Raw genomic sequence first — 17267 nt, forward strand, 5'->3', positions numbered from 1 at the left:
ATTGACGGCAAAGTCTAGCCTGTTTGAAGCCGCCGCGAAAGTTGCTGTATCCGTCTATAGCAAGAGCTCAGAAGCTCTCCGTCCAGGGCCGGACTTCCACCTCCAGCGACCATGCGCTGCGGTGCTGGCGAAGCACGTCGATATAGGTCTGGGCGATGGCCTCCGGCAGCAGCGTGCCATCCGGCTTCTCCACCCGGTCCGGCCGGATCTGCGAGCGCACCGCGCCGTCGATGACGAAATGCGCGACATGGATGCCCATCGGCCCGAGTTCGCGGGCTGCACTCTGGGCAAGGCCGCGCAACGCGAACTTGCCCATCGCGAAGGGGGCTGATTGCGCAAAGCCCTTCACGCTTGCCGACGCGCCGGTGATCAGAATGGCGCCGCGGCCGCGCGGGATCATCCGCCGCGCTGCCTGCTGCACCACCAGGAAACCGCCGAAAGCGGAGGTCGCAATCGCCTTCTCGACATCGGCGGGATCGAGTTCTGCGAGCGGGCCGCGCTGACGAGCGCTGGCATTGAAGATCACCACGTCAGGCCCGCCGATTGCGGCGGCAGCCTCTTCGAAGAGTGCTGCGACGCTCGCAGGTTGCGAGACATCTGTTGTAAAGGCGCTGGCGCCGGTCTCTTCGATGAGCCCTTGCAGTTTCTCGATATTGCGGGCGGCGAGCCCGACCTTGACGCCCTGCGCCGACAATTGCCGGGCAAGCGATGCGCTGATGCCGGAGCCCGCGCCGACGATCAGCGCACTCTCATAGGGAAAGTCGGTCATGATGTCTTCCTCGATGAATCGTCCGAAAGACTTAGGAAGTCCGAACGACTTGCGCTACTGCCCGGCGGTGACTCCGTTGCGATGGACAAGCAAGATGAGATGGCGTTTGCTCCTTTCGGCGCTTTATGGCCCGCGGATTCATGCTCTCGAATTTTTTCAAGAAAAGACGGCACAAGTGCGGACTTTGACGTTTACGCAAACGTCAATATTTTGTAAGACAGTGCCCAAGGCCGGCGCGATCCGGTCAGTCGAATGGGAGGAATTTGAGAGATGCCAGTCTACAAGGCCCCGGTGAACGATACGCTCTTCGTCTTGAACGACGTGCTGGGTCTCGAACGCTACAACAATCTGCCGGGTTTTGCCGATGCGACCCCCGATATGATCGAAGCAATCCTCGGTGAGGCCGGAAGGGTTGCCGAGGAAGCTCTCTTTCCGTTGAACTATTCCGGCGATCAGGAAGGCTGCACGCGCCACGACGATGCCAGCGTCTCGACGCCGAAGGGCTTCAAAGAGGCTTATAAAGCCTATCGCGAAGGCGGCTGGATCGGCCTTGCGGTGCCGGAGGAATTCGGCGGGCAGGGGCTTCCCTATACGCTGCATACCGCCGTCGGCGAATATACCTCCGCCGCCAACATGTCGCTGATGATGTATCCAGGCCTGACACAGGGCGCGATCGCCGCACTCCTCGTCCACGGCTCCGACGAGCAGAAGGCCACCTATCTGCCGAAGATGGTGGACGGCACGTGGTCCGGCACCATGAACCTCACCGAGCCGCATTGCGGCACCGATCTCGGCATGCTGCGCACCAAGGCGGTGCCGCAGGCTGACGGCAGTTACAAGATCTCCGGCCAGAAGATCTTCATCTCCGCCGGCGAGCACGACCTGACCGGCAATATCATTCATCTGGTGCTGGCCCGCATCGAGGGTGCGCCCGAGGGCACCAAGGGCATTTCGCTCTTCATCGTTCCGAAATTTCTCGTCGGCAAGGACGGCGCACCGGGCGCCCGCAACGCTGTCTCCTGCGGCGCCATCGAGCACAAGATGGGCATCCACGCCAACGCCACCTGCGTGATGAATTACGACGAGGCGACCGGCTTCCTGATCGGCGCCGAAAACCGCGGCCTCAACGCCATGTTCGTGATGATGAACGAGGCCCGCCTGATGGTCGGCCTGCAGGGCATCGCCATTTCCGAGATCGCCTATCAGAACGCCGCCAGCTACGCCCGCGACCGCATCCAGGGCCGCTCGCTGTCCGGCCCCAAGGCGCCCGACAAGAAGGCCGATCCAATCATCGTCCATCCGGACATTCGCCGCACACTGATGACCATCCGCGCCTTCAACGAGGCCGGCCGCGCCTTCCTGCTCTGGACCGCGCTGAAGTCCGATATCGCTCACCGCGCCAGCGACGAGAAGGAGCGCCAGACGGCCGACGATATTCTCGGCCTCGTCACCCCGATCCTTAAGGGCGTGATGACCGACAAGGGCTTCGATCATGCCGTCATGGCCCAGCAGGTCTTCGGCGGCCACGGCTATATCGAAGAGCACGGCATGAGCCAGTATGTGCGCGATGCCCGCATCGCCATGATCTATGAGGGCGCCAACGGCATTCAGGCGCTCGATCTTGTCGGCCGCAAGCTGGCGCTGAACGGCGGCCGCGCCGCGATGGCCCTCTTCAAGGAGATCGGCGATTTCTGCGAGGAGAACCGCGGCAACGAAAAGCTCTCCTTCTTCACCAAGCATCTGAAGAAGGGCTTGAACGATGCCCAGGGCGCGACCATGTGGTTCATGCAGAATGCCATGGCCAAACCCGACAATGCCGGCGCCGGCTCGACCGACTACATGCACCTCTTCGGCCTCGTCATTCTCGGCTATATGTGGGCGAAGATGGCCAAGGCCGCCGAGGACGGCCTTGCATCCGGCGATGCCGCCCGCGAGGAGTACCTGAAGAACAAGCTGGTCACCGCCCGCTTCTTCATGGAACGCCTGATGCCGGAAACCGCGCTTCGCAAGGCCCGCATCGAAGCCGGCGCCGACACGATGATGGAACTGGCCGCCGAAGCGTTTTGATTGTGTCCCTCTTCTCCCCAGCGGGGGTCCGAAGGACGGGTCGAGACCGGTGGCTCGACCCAGGCAGAGGTGGCCCGCTGGGGAGAAGAGGGAAGAACGAAATTCACCGGCGCCGCCGCGCCGTCAGGGAGATGAGACAATGACCGAGGTTTTCATTTACGACCACGTGCGTACGCCGCGCGGCCGCGGCAAGAAGGACGGCGCCCTGCATGAGGTGCCCTCCGTTCGCCTCGCGGCAAAGACGCTGGAAGCGATCCGCGACCGCAACGGGCTCGACACGGCCACGGTCGACGACATCATCATGGGCTGCGTCGATCCGGTCATGGATGCCGGCGCCGTCATCCCCAAGGCCGCCGCCTTCGAAGCCGGTTACTCCACCAAGGCACCCGGCATGCAGATCTCCCGCTTCTGCGCCTCCGGCCTCGATGCCGTCAATTTCGGCGCCGGCAAGATCGCCCAAGGCGCCGACGATATTGTCATTGCCGGCGGCGTCGAAAGCATGTCCCGCGTCGGCCTCGGCATGTCCGGCGGCGCCTGGTTCATGGACCCTTCTGTGAATTTTCCGGCCTATTTCATGCCGCAAGGTGTCTCGGCCGATCTGATCGCCACCAAATACGGCTTCAGCAGAACCGATGTCGACGCTTATGCGGTCGAGAGCCAGAAGCGTGCCGCCCATGCCTGGGAAAAGGGCTGGTTCGACAAGTCGGTCATCCCGGTCAAGGACCAGAACGGCCTGACGATCCTGGCAAAGGATGAGCATATGCGTCCCGGCACCGATATGCAGGCGCTCGCCTCCCTCAATCCGTCCTTCCAGATGCCCGGCGAGATGGGCGGCTTCGAGGCCGTCGGCATCCAGGCCCATCCGGAGATCGAGCGCATCAACTATGTCCACCATGCCGGCAATTCCTCCGGCATCGTCGATGGCGCCAGTGTCGTCCTGCTCGGCTCCAAAGCCGGCGGTCAGAGCATGGGCAAGAAGCCGCGCGCCCGCATCAAGGCTTTCGCCAACATCGGCTCCGATCCGGCCCTGATGCTGACCGGGCCCGTCGACGTCACAGAGAAGCTGTTGAAACGATCAGGCATGAGCCTTTCCGACATCGACCTCTTCGAACTGAACGAGGCCTTCGCTGCCGTGGTGCTGCGCTACATGCAGGCATTCGACATCGACCATGACAGGATCAACGTCAATGGCGGCGCCATCGCCATGGGCCATCCGCTCGGCGCCACCGGCGCGATGATCCTCGGCACGGTGCTGGACGAGCTTGAACGCCGCGACCTCAACACCGCGTTGGTGACGCTCTGCATCGGCGCCGGCATGGGCACGGCAACGGTTATCGAGAGGGTCTGACGATGGGCTTCAACACCGGCACGATCGAAACCGAATATGCCGAGGTCAGCGAGCACTGGTCGCCCCGCGTCATCGCCGATCTCAACGGCCAGAGCGTCAAGCTCGCCAAGGTTAGGGGCCAGCTCGCCTGGCATTCCCACCGCGACGAAGACGAGCTTTTCCTCATCTGGAAGGGAGCGCTGACCATCGAATATCGCGACCGCCCGCATGTGCATCTCAAGAGTGGCGATTTTCATGTCGTGCCAAGGGGTGTCGAGCATAATCCTGTTGCTGAGGAGGAATGCTGGATCGTGCTTTTCGAGCCGTCGCTGACCAAGCACACCGGCGATGTCGTCACCGAAAAGACGAAGACCTTAGACGCGCAGCGCAGCCATTTGCCGGCCTGATCGGGGAGGAAACCCAATGACCTACACCAATTTCACGCTCGAAACCGACGCCGATGGCATCGCTCTCGTCACCTGGGACATGCCTGGCAAATCGATGAACGTCTTCACCGCCGAGGTGATGGCCGAACTCGACGCCATCATCGACGCTACGACCGCCGATGCCGCCGTCAAGGGTGTCGTCTTCACTTCGGGCAAGTCCTCCTTCTCCGGCGGCGCCGATCTGTCGATGATCAAGTCGATGTTCAGTTCTTATCAGGAGGAGAAGGCAAAGAGCCCCGAGACGGCGGTGCAGAACCTCTTCGGTCTGGTCGGCCGCATGAGTGGCCTGTTCCGCAAGCTCGAAATATCGGGCAAGCCCTGGGTGTCCGCCATCAACGGCACCTGCATGGGCGGCGCTTTCGAACTGTCGCTCGCCTGCCACGGCCGCGTCGCCTCCAATGCCAAGAGCGTCAAGATCGCGCTGCCCGAAGTGAAGGTCGGTATCTTCCCCGGCGCCGGCGGCACGCAGCGTGTGCCGCGGCTGGCGAACGCCCAGGATGCGCTGCAGATGATGACGACCGGCCAGTCGCTGACCGGCTCCCGCGCCAAGGCGATGAACCTCGTGCACCAGGTGGTCGAGCCGGATCAGCTCATCCCCGCCGCCAAGCAGATGATCAAGGATGGCCTGAAGCCGGTCGCCCCCTGGGACGAGAAGGGCTTCAAGGCGCCCGGCGGCGGCATCTGGACGCCGGCTTCCGCCCAGCTCTGGCCGGCAGCTCCGGCAATCCTGCGCCGGGAAACATCGGGCAATTATCCGGCGGCACTCGCCATTTTGAAATGCGTCTATGAAGGTCTGCAGGTGCCTTTCGACACCGGCCTGAAGATCGAGCAGCGTTATTTCACCGAGGTGCTGCAGACCCGCGAAGCCTTCTCGATGATCCGTTCGCTGTTCATCTCCATGCAGGAGCTCGGAAAAGGCGCCCGCCGCCCGGCGGGTCATGCGAAGACCGAGCTGAAACATGTCGGCGTCGTCGGCGCCGGCTTCATGGGCGCCTCGATCGCTTATGTCACCGCCGCCGCCGGCATTCCGGTGACGTTGATCGACCGCGACATCGAAGCGGCGACCAAGGGCAAGACCGTCTCCGAAGGCCTGGTCAAGGATTCTATCGGTAAGGGGCGTCTTACGCAAGATGAGGCAGCCGCATTGCTCTCCCGCATCACCCCCTCGGCAGATTATGCCGACCTCGCCAATGCCGATCTCGTCATCGAGGCGGTGTTCGAGGATCGCGAGGTGAAGAAAGCGGTCATCGAGGCGGTCGAAGCCGTGCTGCCGGAAGGCGCGATCTTCGCCTCCAATACCTCGACCCTGCCGATCTCAGGTCTCGCCAAGAATTCGAAACGCCCGGCCGATTTCATCGGCATCCACTTCTTCTCCCCTGTCGAGAAGATGATGCTGACCGAGGTCATCCTCGGAAGCGACACCGGCGACAAAGCGCTGGCCGTCGCTCTCGATTATGTTGCAGCCATCAGGAAGACGCCGATCGTCGTCAACGACACCCGCGGCTTCTTCGTCAATCGCTGCGTGCTGCGTTACATGTCGGAAAGCTACGATATGCTGATCGAGGGCGTGCCGCCTGTCATGATCGAGAACGCCGCCAAGATGGCCGGCATGCCGGTCGGTCCCTTGGCGCTGAACGACGAGGTCGCCATCGACCTCTCGCTGAAGATCCTCAAGGCGACGGTCGCCGATCTCGGCGAAAAAGCCATCGACCCCAGGCATATGGATCTCATCTCCAGTATGGTGGAAAAGGAGGGTCGTTTCGGCCGCAAGAATTCCAAGGGCTTCTACGACTACCCGCCGAAACCGGCGAAGAAGTCCCTCTGGCCCGACCTCAAGTCCTTCTATCCGCAGAAGCAGGCAGATGAGGTTGATGTCAACGTCCTCAAACAGCGTTTCCTCGTCACCATCGCGCTGGAAGCTGCCCGCACAGTCGAGGAAGGCATCGTCACCGATCCGCGCGAGGCGGATGTCGGCTCGATCCTGGGCTTTGGCTTCGCGCCCTATACCGGCGGGGCGCTGAGCTATATCGACGGGATGGGTGCGAAGGCTTTCGTGGAATTGGCGGAAAAGTTAGCAGGTACTTACGGAAAACACTTCAAGCCGACGCCGCTGCTGAAGGACATGGCCGCCAAGGGCGAGACGTTTTACGGTCGGTTCGACCCCTATGCGAAGGTGGGGAAGGCGGCTTAGGCCGTCTTTGAGTCGTGCAGCTCTTGTCGGGTTTCAAACGTTGAATGGGGCAGGTGGCGATGGCAATCTGAACCGTAAGCAACCCGCGCCTCGCTGTCACCCGGATCGGACCGCCCATGCAACCGTCAACCGACATCCTCGCCTTCGCCGATCCGATGGAGTGGGAATCCTGGCTCTGCCTGCATCACGCGGCATCGACCGGCGCCTGGCTGAAGATCGGTAAGAAAAATCCGAAACGAACTCTCATCACCATCGACGAGGCGCTGGATGTGGCGCTCTGTTACGGCTGGATTGACAGCCAGCGCAAGGGGTTTGACGCGCATTCCTACCTGCAGCGTTATTCGCCCCGCCGCGCCAAAAGTTCGTGGTCGAAGCTCAATGTCGATCGGGTCGCAGCACTCGCAGAAACCGGGCGCATGCGGCCCGCGGGCCTTGCCGAAGTCGCTGCCGCCAAAGCCGACGGACGCTGGGCTGTCGCCTACGCTCCGCAGCGCGATGCCGGCCTGCCGGACGATCTGGCGGCGGCGCTCGCTGAGAACGCTGCCGCCGATGCTGCCTTTGCGCGGCTCGACAAGACCGGCCAATATGCAATCGTCCTGCCGCTCCTGAAGGCTACCACCCCGGAAGTCCGGGTTGCCCGCCTCGGCAAGGCGATCACCAGGTTGGCGCAGGCCGAATAGGCGGTATTTCAGCTTCTGCAAAAAAATCTCGCCCTCGGTTTTCCGCGCCGCGCGGCAGGCAAAGACCTGTCCGCGGTGTCTGAAACGTCACCGATTTCCCTGGCTGCGGCCTTGTCACGGACACAATTTCCGATTACATATCCGCGCATCGATCTTGCTAGATGAACTTTGAAACGGCCTCGTGTCGTTCCTGGCGAACTTCCTCCAAAATCGGTTTTCATCGCCGTTCGGCATTTATCCGGGCTGCATTCTTCTATGAACGATTCGAAAAGGATATCGTCATGAGCACAGGTACCGTAAAGTGGTTCAACGCAACCAAGGGCTTCGGCTTCATTCAGCCGGATGACGGCGCAGCCGACGTTTTCGTCCACATCTCTGCCGTTGAACGCGCTGGCATGCGCGATCTCAAGGATGGCCAGAAGCTGTCTTACGAGCTCGTCCGCGACAACAAGTCCGGCAAGATGTCGGCAGACCGCCTCCAGGCGGCCTGAGCCTTCAAGGCTCTAAATATCATCTCCGGATCGTGACCACGGATGTACTGGCGCGGTTCGTTGAGATAGCAGGGAAGGTCGGGTTCACCCGGCCTTTTTTCGTTTCCGGCCGGTTGATGTTGTGCCCTTTCCCAAGAATTGCGTCCGCGACACCCCCCTCTGCCCTGCCGGGCATCTCCCCTTAGCCGCCTTACGCCTCGCCACCTTCCAGCATCTCCATAACCCGCGCCATCACCACCCGTGCCGCATCGAGTTCCGCTGACGTGAAAGCAGCGCCCAGCCCGTCGGCCCATCCGGCTTGCGCGATCTCGATGACGCCGAGCCGCGCCGCCCCTTCTTCCGTCAATCGTACCAGCTTGGCGCGCTGGTGCTGCGGGTTGTCGGCATAGGCGATCAGCCCTTCATTCTCCAGCACATCGGCAAGCCGCTGCACGCCCTGGCGGGCGACGCCGAGCGCACGGGCGATCTGCGCCACCGACATGCCGCCGCGTCGTGCCGCCGCCAGCACTTGCCAGCGCGCGCTGGTTTGTCCTGCCGGCTTTGCCAACTGGTCGCCCGCCGCCGTCAGATGGCCGGCGAGGCGAAGGGCGGTGATCGCAAAAGCGGAAAAGGCATCCCCCTCCATCGTCCGCTCCGGTCGATTTTGTTTGACAACATGTTGTCGATTTTGTATCTGATTCATAATGACAACACATTGTCATATTTGGAGACTGAAGGCAACGCCGAAGCAGGAGAGCGCCATGAAGAAAACCTACAGAGGAAGCTGCCATTGCGGCAAAGTGCACTACCAGGTGGACATGGACCTCGAGGAGGGCACCGGCCGCTGCAATTGTTCGATCTGCGCCAAGCGGCGCTATTGGGGCGCCAACGTCAAGCCGGAGGATTTCCGGCTGATGTGCGACCAGGCGGAAACGTCCGACTATCAGTTCAACACCATGAGCGGTCATCACCGCTTCTGCCGCACCTGCGGTGTGCCGGCCTATGGCGACGGTTATGTCGAACAAATCGGCGGCGCCTATGTCTCGATCAACATCGCCTGCCTTGACGATATCACCCCTGAGGAACTGGCAGCACTGCCTGTCCGTTATGCCGATGGCAGGCACGATGCCTGGTGGAACGAACCGGCGGTGACGAGTTATCTCTGACGCAATTCCAAAAGTGCGCAGTGGTTCTATCGCTGATGTCGGATCGTCGTCCTCCCCTTCGTCCTCTGTCCATAACGGAGAAGGAGAACGACCGTGAAAGACGAAGCGAATGCCAGGATCGAGGAAGAGGCGATCATCGCCATGCTGATGATGCGCGCCAAGGCGCTGGGTGAGAAGAACGCCAGCGACGCGCTTTCCTATGAGGCCGAGGATTCCGTCGAATTTTCGCTGGCGCCGCCGCTCGTCTACCACGGCCAGGACGAAGCGGGTCTGCAGGCCTGGTTCGATACCTGGGAAGGCCCGATCGGCGGCGAGGTGCGCGATGCCAGACTGACCGTTGGCGAGGATGTCGCTTTCTGGAGCGGCCTCACGCGCATGAGCGGGACCAAGACCGACGGCACCGCCGTCGATCTCTGGTTCCGCCAGACCCTCGGTCTCGTCAAGCAGGATGGCCGCTGGCTGGTTGCCCACCAGCACGCCTCGGTGCCCTTCGCCATGGACGGCAGCGGCCGGGCACTGCTCGATCTCAAGCCGTGAACTGCTTTCTCAGGCCGCGCTCTCCGCCACCCTGCGCCGGTCGGCGCGAATGCTCACCATTCCGACGCCCATCAAAAGCAGGATCGCCGTCGCATAGATATCCGTCGTCAATGCGTAGCCGGCCGATTTCGCGAGGAACCCGGCCAGGATCGCCGGCAGGCTGAAGGCGAGGTAGCTCTGGACGTAGAAGGCCGATAGCAGCCCGGCCCGCTCGTCCGGTTTAGCAAGCGGCATGATGGTGCCGATCGAACCGAGGAAATTGGTGCCGAAACCGACGCCGGTGAAAATCGTGCCGACGAGCAGCAGCGGCACATTGGCAAGATGCACGCCGGCAACGACGGTCAGGATGCCGAGCGTCTTGGCCGACACGCCAAAAACCAGATTGGCCGATGCCGTCTTGCTGCGCCTGAGATAGACGGCGATTGCTCCGCTCACCATCAGCGCGGTGACGACGGCCCCGCCCGTCAGCGGCGCCCGGCTGCCGGTCGTGCTGGCGACCAAGGACGGGACCAGCGAGAGATAGAAGCCGGCAAGCGTCCAATTGGCAATGTTGATCGGCGTCACCAGTGAGAGCGGCCGCTTCACCTGCTGGGGAATGGTGACCCGCGGTATCAGCGAGCCGAGAGCCCCCGGCCGCGTGCCGCCGGTCTCGCCTGTCAGCCAGATGGCAGCCGCCTGCAGCGTGAAGGCGACGAGCAGCAGCGCATAGACCAGATGCATCGGGAAGGGCCCGTATTGGATCAGGGCGCTGGTGCCCACTGCCCCCACTGCCATGCCGCAAAGCGGCGCGATCGAATTGACGATCTGTCCCTTTGCCCGGTCGACATCGACGAGCGCCGCTCCGATCGAGGCGCCGGCGATCCCCGTTGCCAGCCCCTGCACGATCCGCGCCGCGATCAGCCAGGCGGGACCGCTCGCGACGACGAAGAGGCCCATCGCGGCGATTTCGAGCACGAGGGCGAAAAAGATCACCGGCTTGCGGCCGAGATGATCCGAGATCGAACCGGCGATCAGCAGCGCCGCCAGCAGCGCGAAGGCGTAGACCGCGAAGATCACCGTGATCAGCACCGGCGAGACGGAAAAACTTTCCTGATAGATCCGGTAGAGCGGCGTCGGCGCCGCGGAGGCGCCGAAGAAGGTGGCGAGCGTCAGCGCATGAAAGCCGATCGAGGGACGCGGCGAATTCTCGGTGGATTTGGCTGCGGCGAACATATATAAGCCCCTTAAAGCTAAACTGTTGCGTTAGCCTAAGTAGAGCGGGGACTTCGTAAAAGCAATTTATTTGCGTTAATAGTTCTATCAAAGATTTTGAACCAACGGTGTCAAAGGGCGAAGGTCGGGTTGCACGCATGACAGTAAAAGAGAACCTCCGTCCGGGCGGCAGAAGCGCCCGGGTTCAGGCATCGGTGCACAAAGCGGTCCGTGAGCTGATGGCCGAGATGAGCCGCGCCGAGGTGACGATCCCGCTGATTGCCGGCAAGGCGGGGGTAACGCCGTCGACCATCTATCGCCGCTGGGGCGACCTGCAGGAGCTTCTCGCCGATGTCGCCGTCGATCGGCTGCGGCCGGATATGCAGCCGATCGATGCCGGCAGCGGCAAGGCCGATCTCGAAACCTGGGCCGAGCAATATGCCGAGGAAATGTCCTCCGGCCCCGGCCGCGAAATGATCCGCGACGTGCTGGCGGCGCAGGCGGGCGCGAATGCCTGTAAATGCGCTGAATTTACCCGCCAACAGGTCGACGTCATCGCCGAGAGGGCCAAGGCTCGCGGCGAGGCCTTTCCGGATGTCGACCGCGTCATGGACCAGGTCGTGGCGCCGATCATGTACCGCATCCTGTTCGGCGATGTGCCGGCGACAGCGCGTGTGCGCGATCTGGTTGCGCGTGTCATGAGCGCGACGGACTAAGAGCAATTCCAGCAAAAGTGTGTAGCGGTTTTGCGTCCGGAATTGCGTGAAAACAAAGAGATAGAGCATCTCCGTGATTCGGAGAAAAACGGAAATGCTCTGAGTTTTCTGTTACTCCGCGGCGGCGCGCTTGAGGCCGGAAATCTGGGTGATATAGGCGCGTAGCGCCGCCGGCCGCACCGGCTTGTGCTGGACGGCGATACCATCTCGCTCGGCCTCGCTGCGCACCTCCGGCGTGCGGTCGGCCGTGATCAGCAAAGCGGGGATATCGGCGCCGAACTGCCGGCGCAGATGCAGGATGGCGGCAATGCCGGTGCCGTCGCCGAGATGATAATCGGCGATGACGATATCAGGTGGTCCCTCCTGGCCGTCGAGGGCGATGACGTCGGCGAGGCAATCCAGCGCCTCCACCTCGCAGCCCCAGCCGCTGATCAAGAGCCGCATGCCTTCGAGGATCTTCGGCTCGTTGTCGATGCAGAGGATCTTCAACCCGCTCAGCGGCTGGCCGGGACGGTCGGCAGGCGTGATTGCCGCCGTGGCCGCGGCCGGGCGCGAGACGTCGAGCGGCATGGCGATACGGAATTCCGTGCCCTTGCCATGCGTCGACTGCAGCTCGACCGGATGGTTGAGCACGCGGGCGATACGGTCAACGATCGACAGGCCGAGCCCGAGGCCGGAGGCGGTTTTCGCGCCTTCGTCCAGCCGCGCGAATTCCTTGAACACGGTGCGGAATTTCGACGGCGGAATGCCGATGCCGGAATCGATGACCTGGATGATCACCTGGTTGCCGCGCCGTCGCGCGCCCACCAGCACCTTGCCTGAAATCGTGTATTTGATGGCGTTGGAGACAAGGTTCTGCACCAGCCGGCGCAGCAGGTTGGGGTCGGAGCGGACCCGCAATGAGGTCGGCATGATCACCAGCTTCAGCTGTTTTTCACGGGCGATCGGCGCGAAATCGGTCTGGATACGCTCCAGCAGGTCGGAGAGCGCGACGGAGGCGAGCCGCGGCCGCATGGCGCCGGTATCGAGCCTGGATATATCGAGCACCGCCCCGAGAATGGTCTCGACCGATTCCAGCGCGGAATCGATGTTGCGCACGATCAGGCTGTTCTCGGATTGCGCCATGCGCTCGACCAATGCCGAGGAATAGAGCCTGGCGGCATTGAGCGGCTGCAGGATATCGTGGCCGGCGGCGGCGAAAAAGCGTGTCTTGCCGATATTCGCCTCATCGGCGGCGGCGCGCGCCTCGCCGAGTTCGCGGTTGACCCGGGTAAGCTCGGCCGTGCGTTCGGCGACGCGCTGCTCCAGCGTTTCATTCGCCTGTTTCAGTGCCTGGTCGGCGCTGACGCGCTGGGTGATGTCGGTGAAGGTGGCAACGATGCCCTTGTCGGGCATGGCGTTGGAGCGCACCTCGATGATCCGCTCGCCGCCGCCGAGCACCAGCGAAAAGGGCTTGTCGAGCGTCAGGAAATGCCGCACCGTCTGGCTGAGATCGCCGGGCGCGATATCGCCGCGCTGGATAAGCGTGGTGACGATATCAGACAAGGGAAAACCGACCTGGCCGGCACTTTCCGGAAGATCCAGCAATTGCCGGAAACGCCGGTTCCAGATCGTCAGCCGATTGGAACTGTCGAAGACCGCAATGCCCTGGTCCATCTGCGAAAGCGCCGTCTGCAGCATGTCCTGGTTATATTGCAGCGCCTCGCTCGCCTGGTCGAGCAGCCAGGCGGTATCGGAAGAGGCATCCTCGATCTTCTGCAGGATCAATGACAGCACCAGCCTGGCCGAGGACGAGCCGATGGCGCTGCCGAGCAGCTGTTCGCTAAAATGGATGAGCGCCATGTCGGCCGGCTGCTCGTCTTCCAGCTTGCGGCCGGAGCTTTGTTCGTAGGTCGTCAACGAGCGCTGCATGCGCTCTTCGCCGAGATAGCGCGAGATCGCCGCCTTGAGATCGCCGACGCTAATGCGGGTCTTCCAGCCGCGCGTGGCAAATTGCGAGCGCGAATGCCGTTTGACGAAGATACCGGCCTGGATGCGCTCCAGCGGCTTGGCGTTGCGGGTGAGCGACCCGACGACGAAGAAAGCGGTGTTGACGAGCAGGCTCATTGCCGTCGCATTGACCAGCGGATCGGCGTCGGGCGCGGTGAACAACGTCGTCCCGGGAAAGATGAAGCCGAGCACGGCGCTCGCCACATAGGAATAGTCGGGGCCGCCGAGCGAGGGCAGGAACAGCAGGTAGATCCAGATGATGAAGCCGGAGGAAAGCCCGAGGATTGCGCCGCGCGCGTTCGCCCGCCGCCAGATCAGCCCGCCGAACAGTGCTGGGGCGATTTGCGCGATCGCGGCAAAGGAAAGAAGGCCGATCGAGGCAAGGCCTGCCGTGCTGTCGGTCGAACGGTAATAGGCATAGCCGAACAGCAGCACGGCGAAAATGGCGCTGCGGCGGATGTTGAGCAACGTCTTGGCGAAATTGTCGCGCAGGCTGGCGCGGCCGGCGAGTTTGCGCCTGAGGAAGATCGGCATGATGATGTCGTTTGACACCATGATCGACAGTGCGACGGAATCGACGATGACCATCGCCGTCGCGGCGGAGAACCCGCCGATGAAGATGATCAGCGAAATGACGGGCATCTGGCCGGCAAGCGGCAGCGACAGCATGTAGAAATCGGCATTGCCGCTGCCGCCGAAGGTCAGCAGCCCGCCGATCGCCACCGGCAGCACGAAGAGATTGATGGCGATGAGATAGCTGGGAAACAGGATGCCTGCGAGTTTCAGCTGTTTCGGGGTTCGGTTTTCGACAACCGTCACGTGGAATTGCCGCGGCAGCAGGATGATCGCAAAGGCCGACAAGATGATCAGGGTGATCCAGCGGCTGATCGGCGTATGGTAGTTGAGCGCCGACATGACCAGCTCATTGTCGACGGTCCTGCGCCAGAGATCGGTCGGACCGTCGAACAGAAACCAGATGACGCAGACGCCGGCCGTCAGGAAAGCGACGAGCTTGACGACGGATTCCATCGAGACGGCGAGGATGAGGCCATCCTGATGCTCTGTCGCATCCGTATGCCGTGTGCCGAACATGATGGCGAAACAGGCAAGCACCAGCGTTGCGACGAGCGGCAGGTCGAGAAAATAGAGATTGCCGCTGCCGATGCCGTAATCGGACGGATTGACCATGGCGCTGACGGTGCTCGAGATCGCCTTGAGCTGCAGCGCGATATAGGGAATGGCGCCGATCAGCGAGATCAGGGCGACGATCGTTGCGACCGTCGGGTTCTTGCCGTAACGGGCGGCGACGAAATCGGCAACCGAGGTGAGCTTCTCCGCCTTGGCAAGCTCGATGATGCGGCGAAGCAGCGGCATGCCGAGCGTGAAGACCAGGATAGGGCCGATATAGATGCCGGCAAATTCCAGGCCGCGCTGCGCCGCAAGCCCGACGCTGCCGAAATAGGTCCAGGAGGTACAATAGATCGCAAGGCTCAGCGCATAGACCACCGGCCATCCGCCTTCCAGCGTGCCCCGGCCGCGGTCGAGCGTACCCGGGCTGCGGTTCTTGCGGTCGCCATAGCTTGCCACGGCGAAAAGCAGGAGCAGATAACCGAAGGCAGACGCGAATATGACCCAGCCTGGAAGCATTGACCCTCCGCCGGCGGAAAACCCGCCGGGACCTCCCGCAACATGGGTCAGCTTAAGTCATTTCAGACGCTTTGAAAATTCCTGGCCGTCTAGGCCTTAAGTCAAAGACCGCCGGGAGGTATCGCCGAATAATTGCGATTGCCGATTGATTAATTGCAATGAAGATGTAGCTAATAAAAACAATCGCATATCTTTGAAATGGATCAAAGGGAGACGGATCCGATGCTCAATGAGTTCAAGGCCTTTATCGCCCGCGGCAATGTCATGGATCTTGCAGTCGGCGTCATCATCGGCGGCGCCTTCGGTGGCATCGTCAAATCTTTGGTGGATGACCTTATTATGCCGATCGTCGGCGCCATTTTCGGCGGTTTCGATTTTTCGAATTACTTCCTCCCACTGTCGTCGGCCGTCAACGCACAGTCGCTCGCCGCCGCCCGCGAGCAGGGAGCGGTGTTTGCCTATGGCAGTTTCCTCACCGTGCTCATCAACTTCCTCATTCTCGCCTGGATCATCTTTCTGATGGTCAAGGGCGTGAACACCCTGCGTGCCCAAGTCGAGCGCCAGGAAAAGGTGGCACCGGAAGAGCTGCCAGCGCCGCCGGCAGACGTTCAGCTGCTGACGGAAATTCGCGATCTTCTCGCCACGCGCCCGACGGCTTGATCCGGGCTGGAGCCCGTCCGCTTCGGTCGGGCTCATTCATCACCAAAATCGATATGCCATCACTGGATGTCATGGGATTTGCCGGCGCAAATCCGCTATGAAGGCGGAAACCGGAGATTTGCATGTCGATCGTTAGCAGCCTCAGCCCGCGCGCACTGGCGGCGCCCGAAAGCGGGATCGTCGAACTCGTCAACTATGCCCGTGGCCGCGAAGGCCTGCTGCCGCTCTGGGTGGGTGAGGGCGACCTGCCGACGCCTGATTTCATCAGCAGGGCGGCGATGGACGCGCTTGCTAGCGGCGAGACCTTCTACACATGGCAGCGCGGCATTCCGGAGCTTCGCCAGGCGCTTTCGGATTATTACGACAGACATTTCGGAATCCGGCTTCCGGTCGAGCATTTCTACGTCACCGGTTCCGGCATGCAGGCGATCCAGATCGCCGTGCAGGCGCTGACCTCGCCGGGCGACGAACTGGTTTACTTGTCACCTTCCTGGCCGAACATTGCCGCCGCTCTCGAGATAGCAGGTGCGCGCTCGCTCAGTGTCGAGCTGCAGTTCGAAGGCGGCAAATGGGCGGTCGATCTTGACCGCATCGAAACCGCGATCACCCCGAAGACCAAGGGCATCTTCATCAACACGCCGTCGAACCCGACAGGCTGGACGGCAACGAAACAGGACCTTGGCGATCTCCTGGCGCTTGCCCGCAAGCACGACCTCTGGATCATGGCGGACGAAATCTACGCCCGCTACTATTTTGCCGGCGGCCGCGCCCCCTCTTTCCTCGATGTGATGGAACCGGACGACAAGATCATCTTCGTCAATTCCTTTTCGAAGAACTGGTCGATGACCGGCTGGCGCGTCGGCTGGATCGTCGCCCCGCCTGAAATGGGCCAGGTGCTCGAAAACCTCATCCAGTATTCGACATCGGGGGTGGCGCAGTTCATGCAGAAGGGCGCTGTCGCAGCCCTTGATCAAGGCGACGATTTCGTCGCTGCCAATATCGCCAAGGCGGCCCGCTCCCGCGATACTCTCTGCGATGCGCTTGTCGCCACCAACCGCGTCGAGACACTGAAACCGGATGGCGCGATCTATGCTTTCCTGAAGATCGACGGCGTCGCCGACAGCCGCACGGCAGCGCTCGACATCGTCGACAAGACAGGCGTCGGCCTTGCTCCCGGCACCGCTTTCGGATCGGGCGGCGAACTCTTCCTGCGCGCCTGTTTCCTGCGCGATCCCACACAGGTGGCGATCGCCGCCGAGCGCCTCTGCGACTATATCCTCAAGCTCTGAGAAGCACTGGCCGCAAGACGCGTCGTGGCGACCGAGGCGTCGATTTGTGCCGAAATCGCCGGATCGATAAAACTCTAGCAAAGCCCGAAATCGGCCTCTAACCACGACTCCAAACATACCCG

Annotated in this window: 15 protein-coding genes; 11 read left to right on the forward strand and 4 right to left on the reverse strand. The window is 62.1% G+C overall.

The features are described from left to right. Positions 1 to 67 precede the first annotated feature (67 nt). Entirely contained in the window at positions 68 to 769 is a 702-nt protein-coding gene (locus tag ACM5SV_RS22790; RefSeq protein ID WP_012755965.1) for an SDR family NAD(P)-dependent oxidoreductase, read from the reverse strand. Between the two features lie 270 nt (positions 770 to 1039). Here ACM5SV_RS22790 and ACM5SV_RS22795 point away from each other — a divergent pair, with 270 nt between their 5' ends. The 6 genes from ACM5SV_RS22795 to ACM5SV_RS22820 all read left to right on the forward strand — a co-directional run bounded on the left by ACM5SV_RS22795 (position 1040) and on the right by ACM5SV_RS22820 (position 7971). Beyond that, complete coding sequence (locus ACM5SV_RS22795) at positions 1040 to 2836, forward strand: acyl-CoA dehydrogenase C-terminal domain-containing protein (protein ID WP_012755966.1); 1797 nt, start codon at positions 1040 to 1042, stop codon at positions 2834 to 2836. A 139-nt stretch (positions 2837 to 2975) separates the two neighbouring features. Next, entirely contained in the window at positions 2976 to 4184 is a 1209-nt protein-coding gene (locus ACM5SV_RS22800; RefSeq protein ID WP_012755967.1) for an acetyl-CoA C-acetyltransferase, read from the forward strand. Positions 4185 to 4186: 2 nt separating this feature from the next. Beyond that, entirely contained in the window at positions 4187 to 4570 is a 384-nt protein-coding gene (locus ACM5SV_RS22805; RefSeq protein ID WP_012755968.1) for a cupin domain-containing protein, read from the forward strand. A gap of 16 nt (positions 4571 to 4586) precedes the next feature. Then, the gene (locus tag ACM5SV_RS22810; protein ID WP_012755969.1) at positions 4587 to 6800 is read left to right on the forward strand and encodes a 3-hydroxyacyl-CoA dehydrogenase NAD-binding domain-containing protein; all 2214 of its coding nucleotides are present in this window, start codon (positions 4587 to 4589) and stop codon (positions 6798 to 6800) included. 116 nt (positions 6801 to 6916) lie between these two features. Further along, complete coding sequence (locus ACM5SV_RS22815) at positions 6917 to 7480, forward strand: YdeI/OmpD-associated family protein (RefSeq protein ID WP_012755970.1); 564 nt, start codon at positions 6917 to 6919, stop codon at positions 7478 to 7480. 281 nt (positions 7481 to 7761) lie between these two features. Then, entirely contained in the window at positions 7762 to 7971 is a 210-nt protein-coding gene (locus ACM5SV_RS22820) for a cold-shock protein (protein WP_003545273.1), read from the forward strand. A 190-nt stretch (positions 7972 to 8161) separates the two neighbouring features. Here ACM5SV_RS22820 and ACM5SV_RS22825 read toward each other — a convergent pair whose 3' ends face one another. Continuing rightward, a complete protein-coding gene (locus ACM5SV_RS22825; RefSeq protein ID WP_041935458.1) occupies positions 8162 to 8653 on the reverse strand; it encodes a MarR family winged helix-turn-helix transcriptional regulator in 492 nt (163 codons plus the stop codon). Positions 8654 to 8711: 58 nt separating this feature from the next. Here ACM5SV_RS22825 and ACM5SV_RS22830 point away from each other — a divergent pair, with 58 nt between their 5' ends. Beyond that, the gene (locus tag ACM5SV_RS22830; RefSeq protein ID WP_012755972.1) at positions 8712 to 9116 is read left to right on the forward strand and encodes a GFA family protein; all 405 of its coding nucleotides are present in this window, start codon (positions 8712 to 8714) and stop codon (positions 9114 to 9116) included. A gap of 93 nt (positions 9117 to 9209) precedes the next feature. Then, the gene (locus ACM5SV_RS22835) at positions 9210 to 9653 is read left to right on the forward strand and encodes a YybH family protein (protein ID WP_012755973.1); all 444 of its coding nucleotides are present in this window, start codon (positions 9210 to 9212) and stop codon (positions 9651 to 9653) included. 9 nt (positions 9654 to 9662) lie between these two features. Here the strand turns inward: ACM5SV_RS22835 and ACM5SV_RS22840 are convergent, their stop codons facing one another. After that, a complete protein-coding gene (locus ACM5SV_RS22840) occupies positions 9663 to 10865 on the reverse strand; it encodes an MFS transporter (RefSeq protein ID WP_012755974.1) in 1203 nt (400 codons plus the stop codon). A gap of 137 nt (positions 10866 to 11002) precedes the next feature. Here ACM5SV_RS22840 and ACM5SV_RS22845 point away from each other — a divergent pair, with 137 nt between their 5' ends. Further along, the gene (locus ACM5SV_RS22845; RefSeq protein WP_012755975.1) at positions 11003 to 11560 is read left to right on the forward strand and encodes a TetR/AcrR family transcriptional regulator; all 558 of its coding nucleotides are present in this window, start codon (positions 11003 to 11005) and stop codon (positions 11558 to 11560) included. Between the two features lie 111 nt (positions 11561 to 11671). On the opposite strand, the gene ACM5SV_RS22850 is transcribed toward ACM5SV_RS22845, so the two are convergent. Further along, complete coding sequence (locus ACM5SV_RS22850; protein ID WP_012755976.1) at positions 11672 to 15196, reverse strand: PAS domain-containing hybrid sensor histidine kinase/response regulator; 3525 nt, start codon at positions 15194 to 15196, stop codon at positions 11672 to 11674. Between the two features lie 222 nt (positions 15197 to 15418). Here ACM5SV_RS22850 and mscL point away from each other — a divergent pair, with 222 nt between their 5' ends. Beyond that, a complete protein-coding gene (gene mscL / locus ACM5SV_RS22855) occupies positions 15419 to 15856 on the forward strand; it encodes a large conductance mechanosensitive channel protein MscL (protein ID WP_012755977.1) in 438 nt (145 codons plus the stop codon). A 122-nt stretch (positions 15857 to 15978) separates the two neighbouring features. Beyond that, positions 15979 to 17145, forward strand: coding sequence for a pyridoxal phosphate-dependent aminotransferase (locus tag ACM5SV_RS22860; protein ID WP_012755978.1), 1167 nt, complete (start codon positions 15979 to 15981; stop codon positions 17143 to 17145). Positions 17146 to 17267: the final 122 nt, after the last annotated feature.

Origin of the sequence: Rhizobium sp. CRRU65, from assembly GCF_048551595.1 — a bacterium.
In the GTDB taxonomy this organism is placed as follows: Bacteria; Pseudomonadota; Alphaproteobacteria; order Rhizobiales; family Rhizobiaceae; genus Rhizobium; species Rhizobium leguminosarum_J.

Coding starts and splice junctions, on each gene's coding strand:
- mscL (WP_012755977.1), top strand. CDS start 15,419: ATGCTCAATGAGTTCAAGGCCTTTATCGCCCGCGGCAATGTCATGGAT.
- ACM5SV_RS22800 (WP_012755967.1), top strand. CDS start 2,976: ATGACCGAGGTTTTCATTTACGACCACGTGCGTACGCCGCGCGGCCGC.
- ACM5SV_RS22830 (WP_012755972.1), top strand. CDS start 8,712: ATGAAGAAAACCTACAGAGGAAGCTGCCATTGCGGCAAAGTGCACTAC.
- ACM5SV_RS22860 (WP_012755978.1), top strand. CDS start 15,979: ATGTCGATCGTTAGCAGCCTCAGCCCGCGCGCACTGGCGGCGCCCGAA.
- ACM5SV_RS22840 (WP_012755974.1), bottom strand. CDS start 10,865: ATGTTCGCCGCAGCCAAATCCACCGAGAATTCGCCGCGTCCCTCGATC.
- ACM5SV_RS22825 (WP_041935458.1), bottom strand. CDS start 8,653: ATGAATCAGATACAAAATCGACAACATGTTGTCAAACAAAATCGACCG.
- ACM5SV_RS22850 (WP_012755976.1), bottom strand. CDS start 15,196: ATGCTTCCAGGCTGGGTCATATTCGCGTCTGCCTTCGGTTATCTGCTC.
- ACM5SV_RS22820 (WP_003545273.1), top strand. CDS start 7,762: ATGAGCACAGGTACCGTAAAGTGGTTCAACGCAACCAAGGGCTTCGGC.
- ACM5SV_RS22795 (WP_012755966.1), top strand. CDS start 1,040: ATGCCAGTCTACAAGGCCCCGGTGAACGATACGCTCTTCGTCTTGAAC.
- ACM5SV_RS22845 (WP_012755975.1), top strand. CDS start 11,003: ATGACAGTAAAAGAGAACCTCCGTCCGGGCGGCAGAAGCGCCCGGGTT.
- ACM5SV_RS22790 (WP_012755965.1), bottom strand. CDS start 769: ATGACCGACTTTCCCTATGAGAGTGCGCTGATCGTCGGCGCGGGCTCC.
- ACM5SV_RS22815 (WP_012755970.1), top strand. CDS start 6,917: ATGCAACCGTCAACCGACATCCTCGCCTTCGCCGATCCGATGGAGTGG.
- ACM5SV_RS22805 (WP_012755968.1), top strand. CDS start 4,187: ATGGGCTTCAACACCGGCACGATCGAAACCGAATATGCCGAGGTCAGC.
- ACM5SV_RS22810 (WP_012755969.1), top strand. CDS start 4,587: ATGACCTACACCAATTTCACGCTCGAAACCGACGCCGATGGCATCGCT.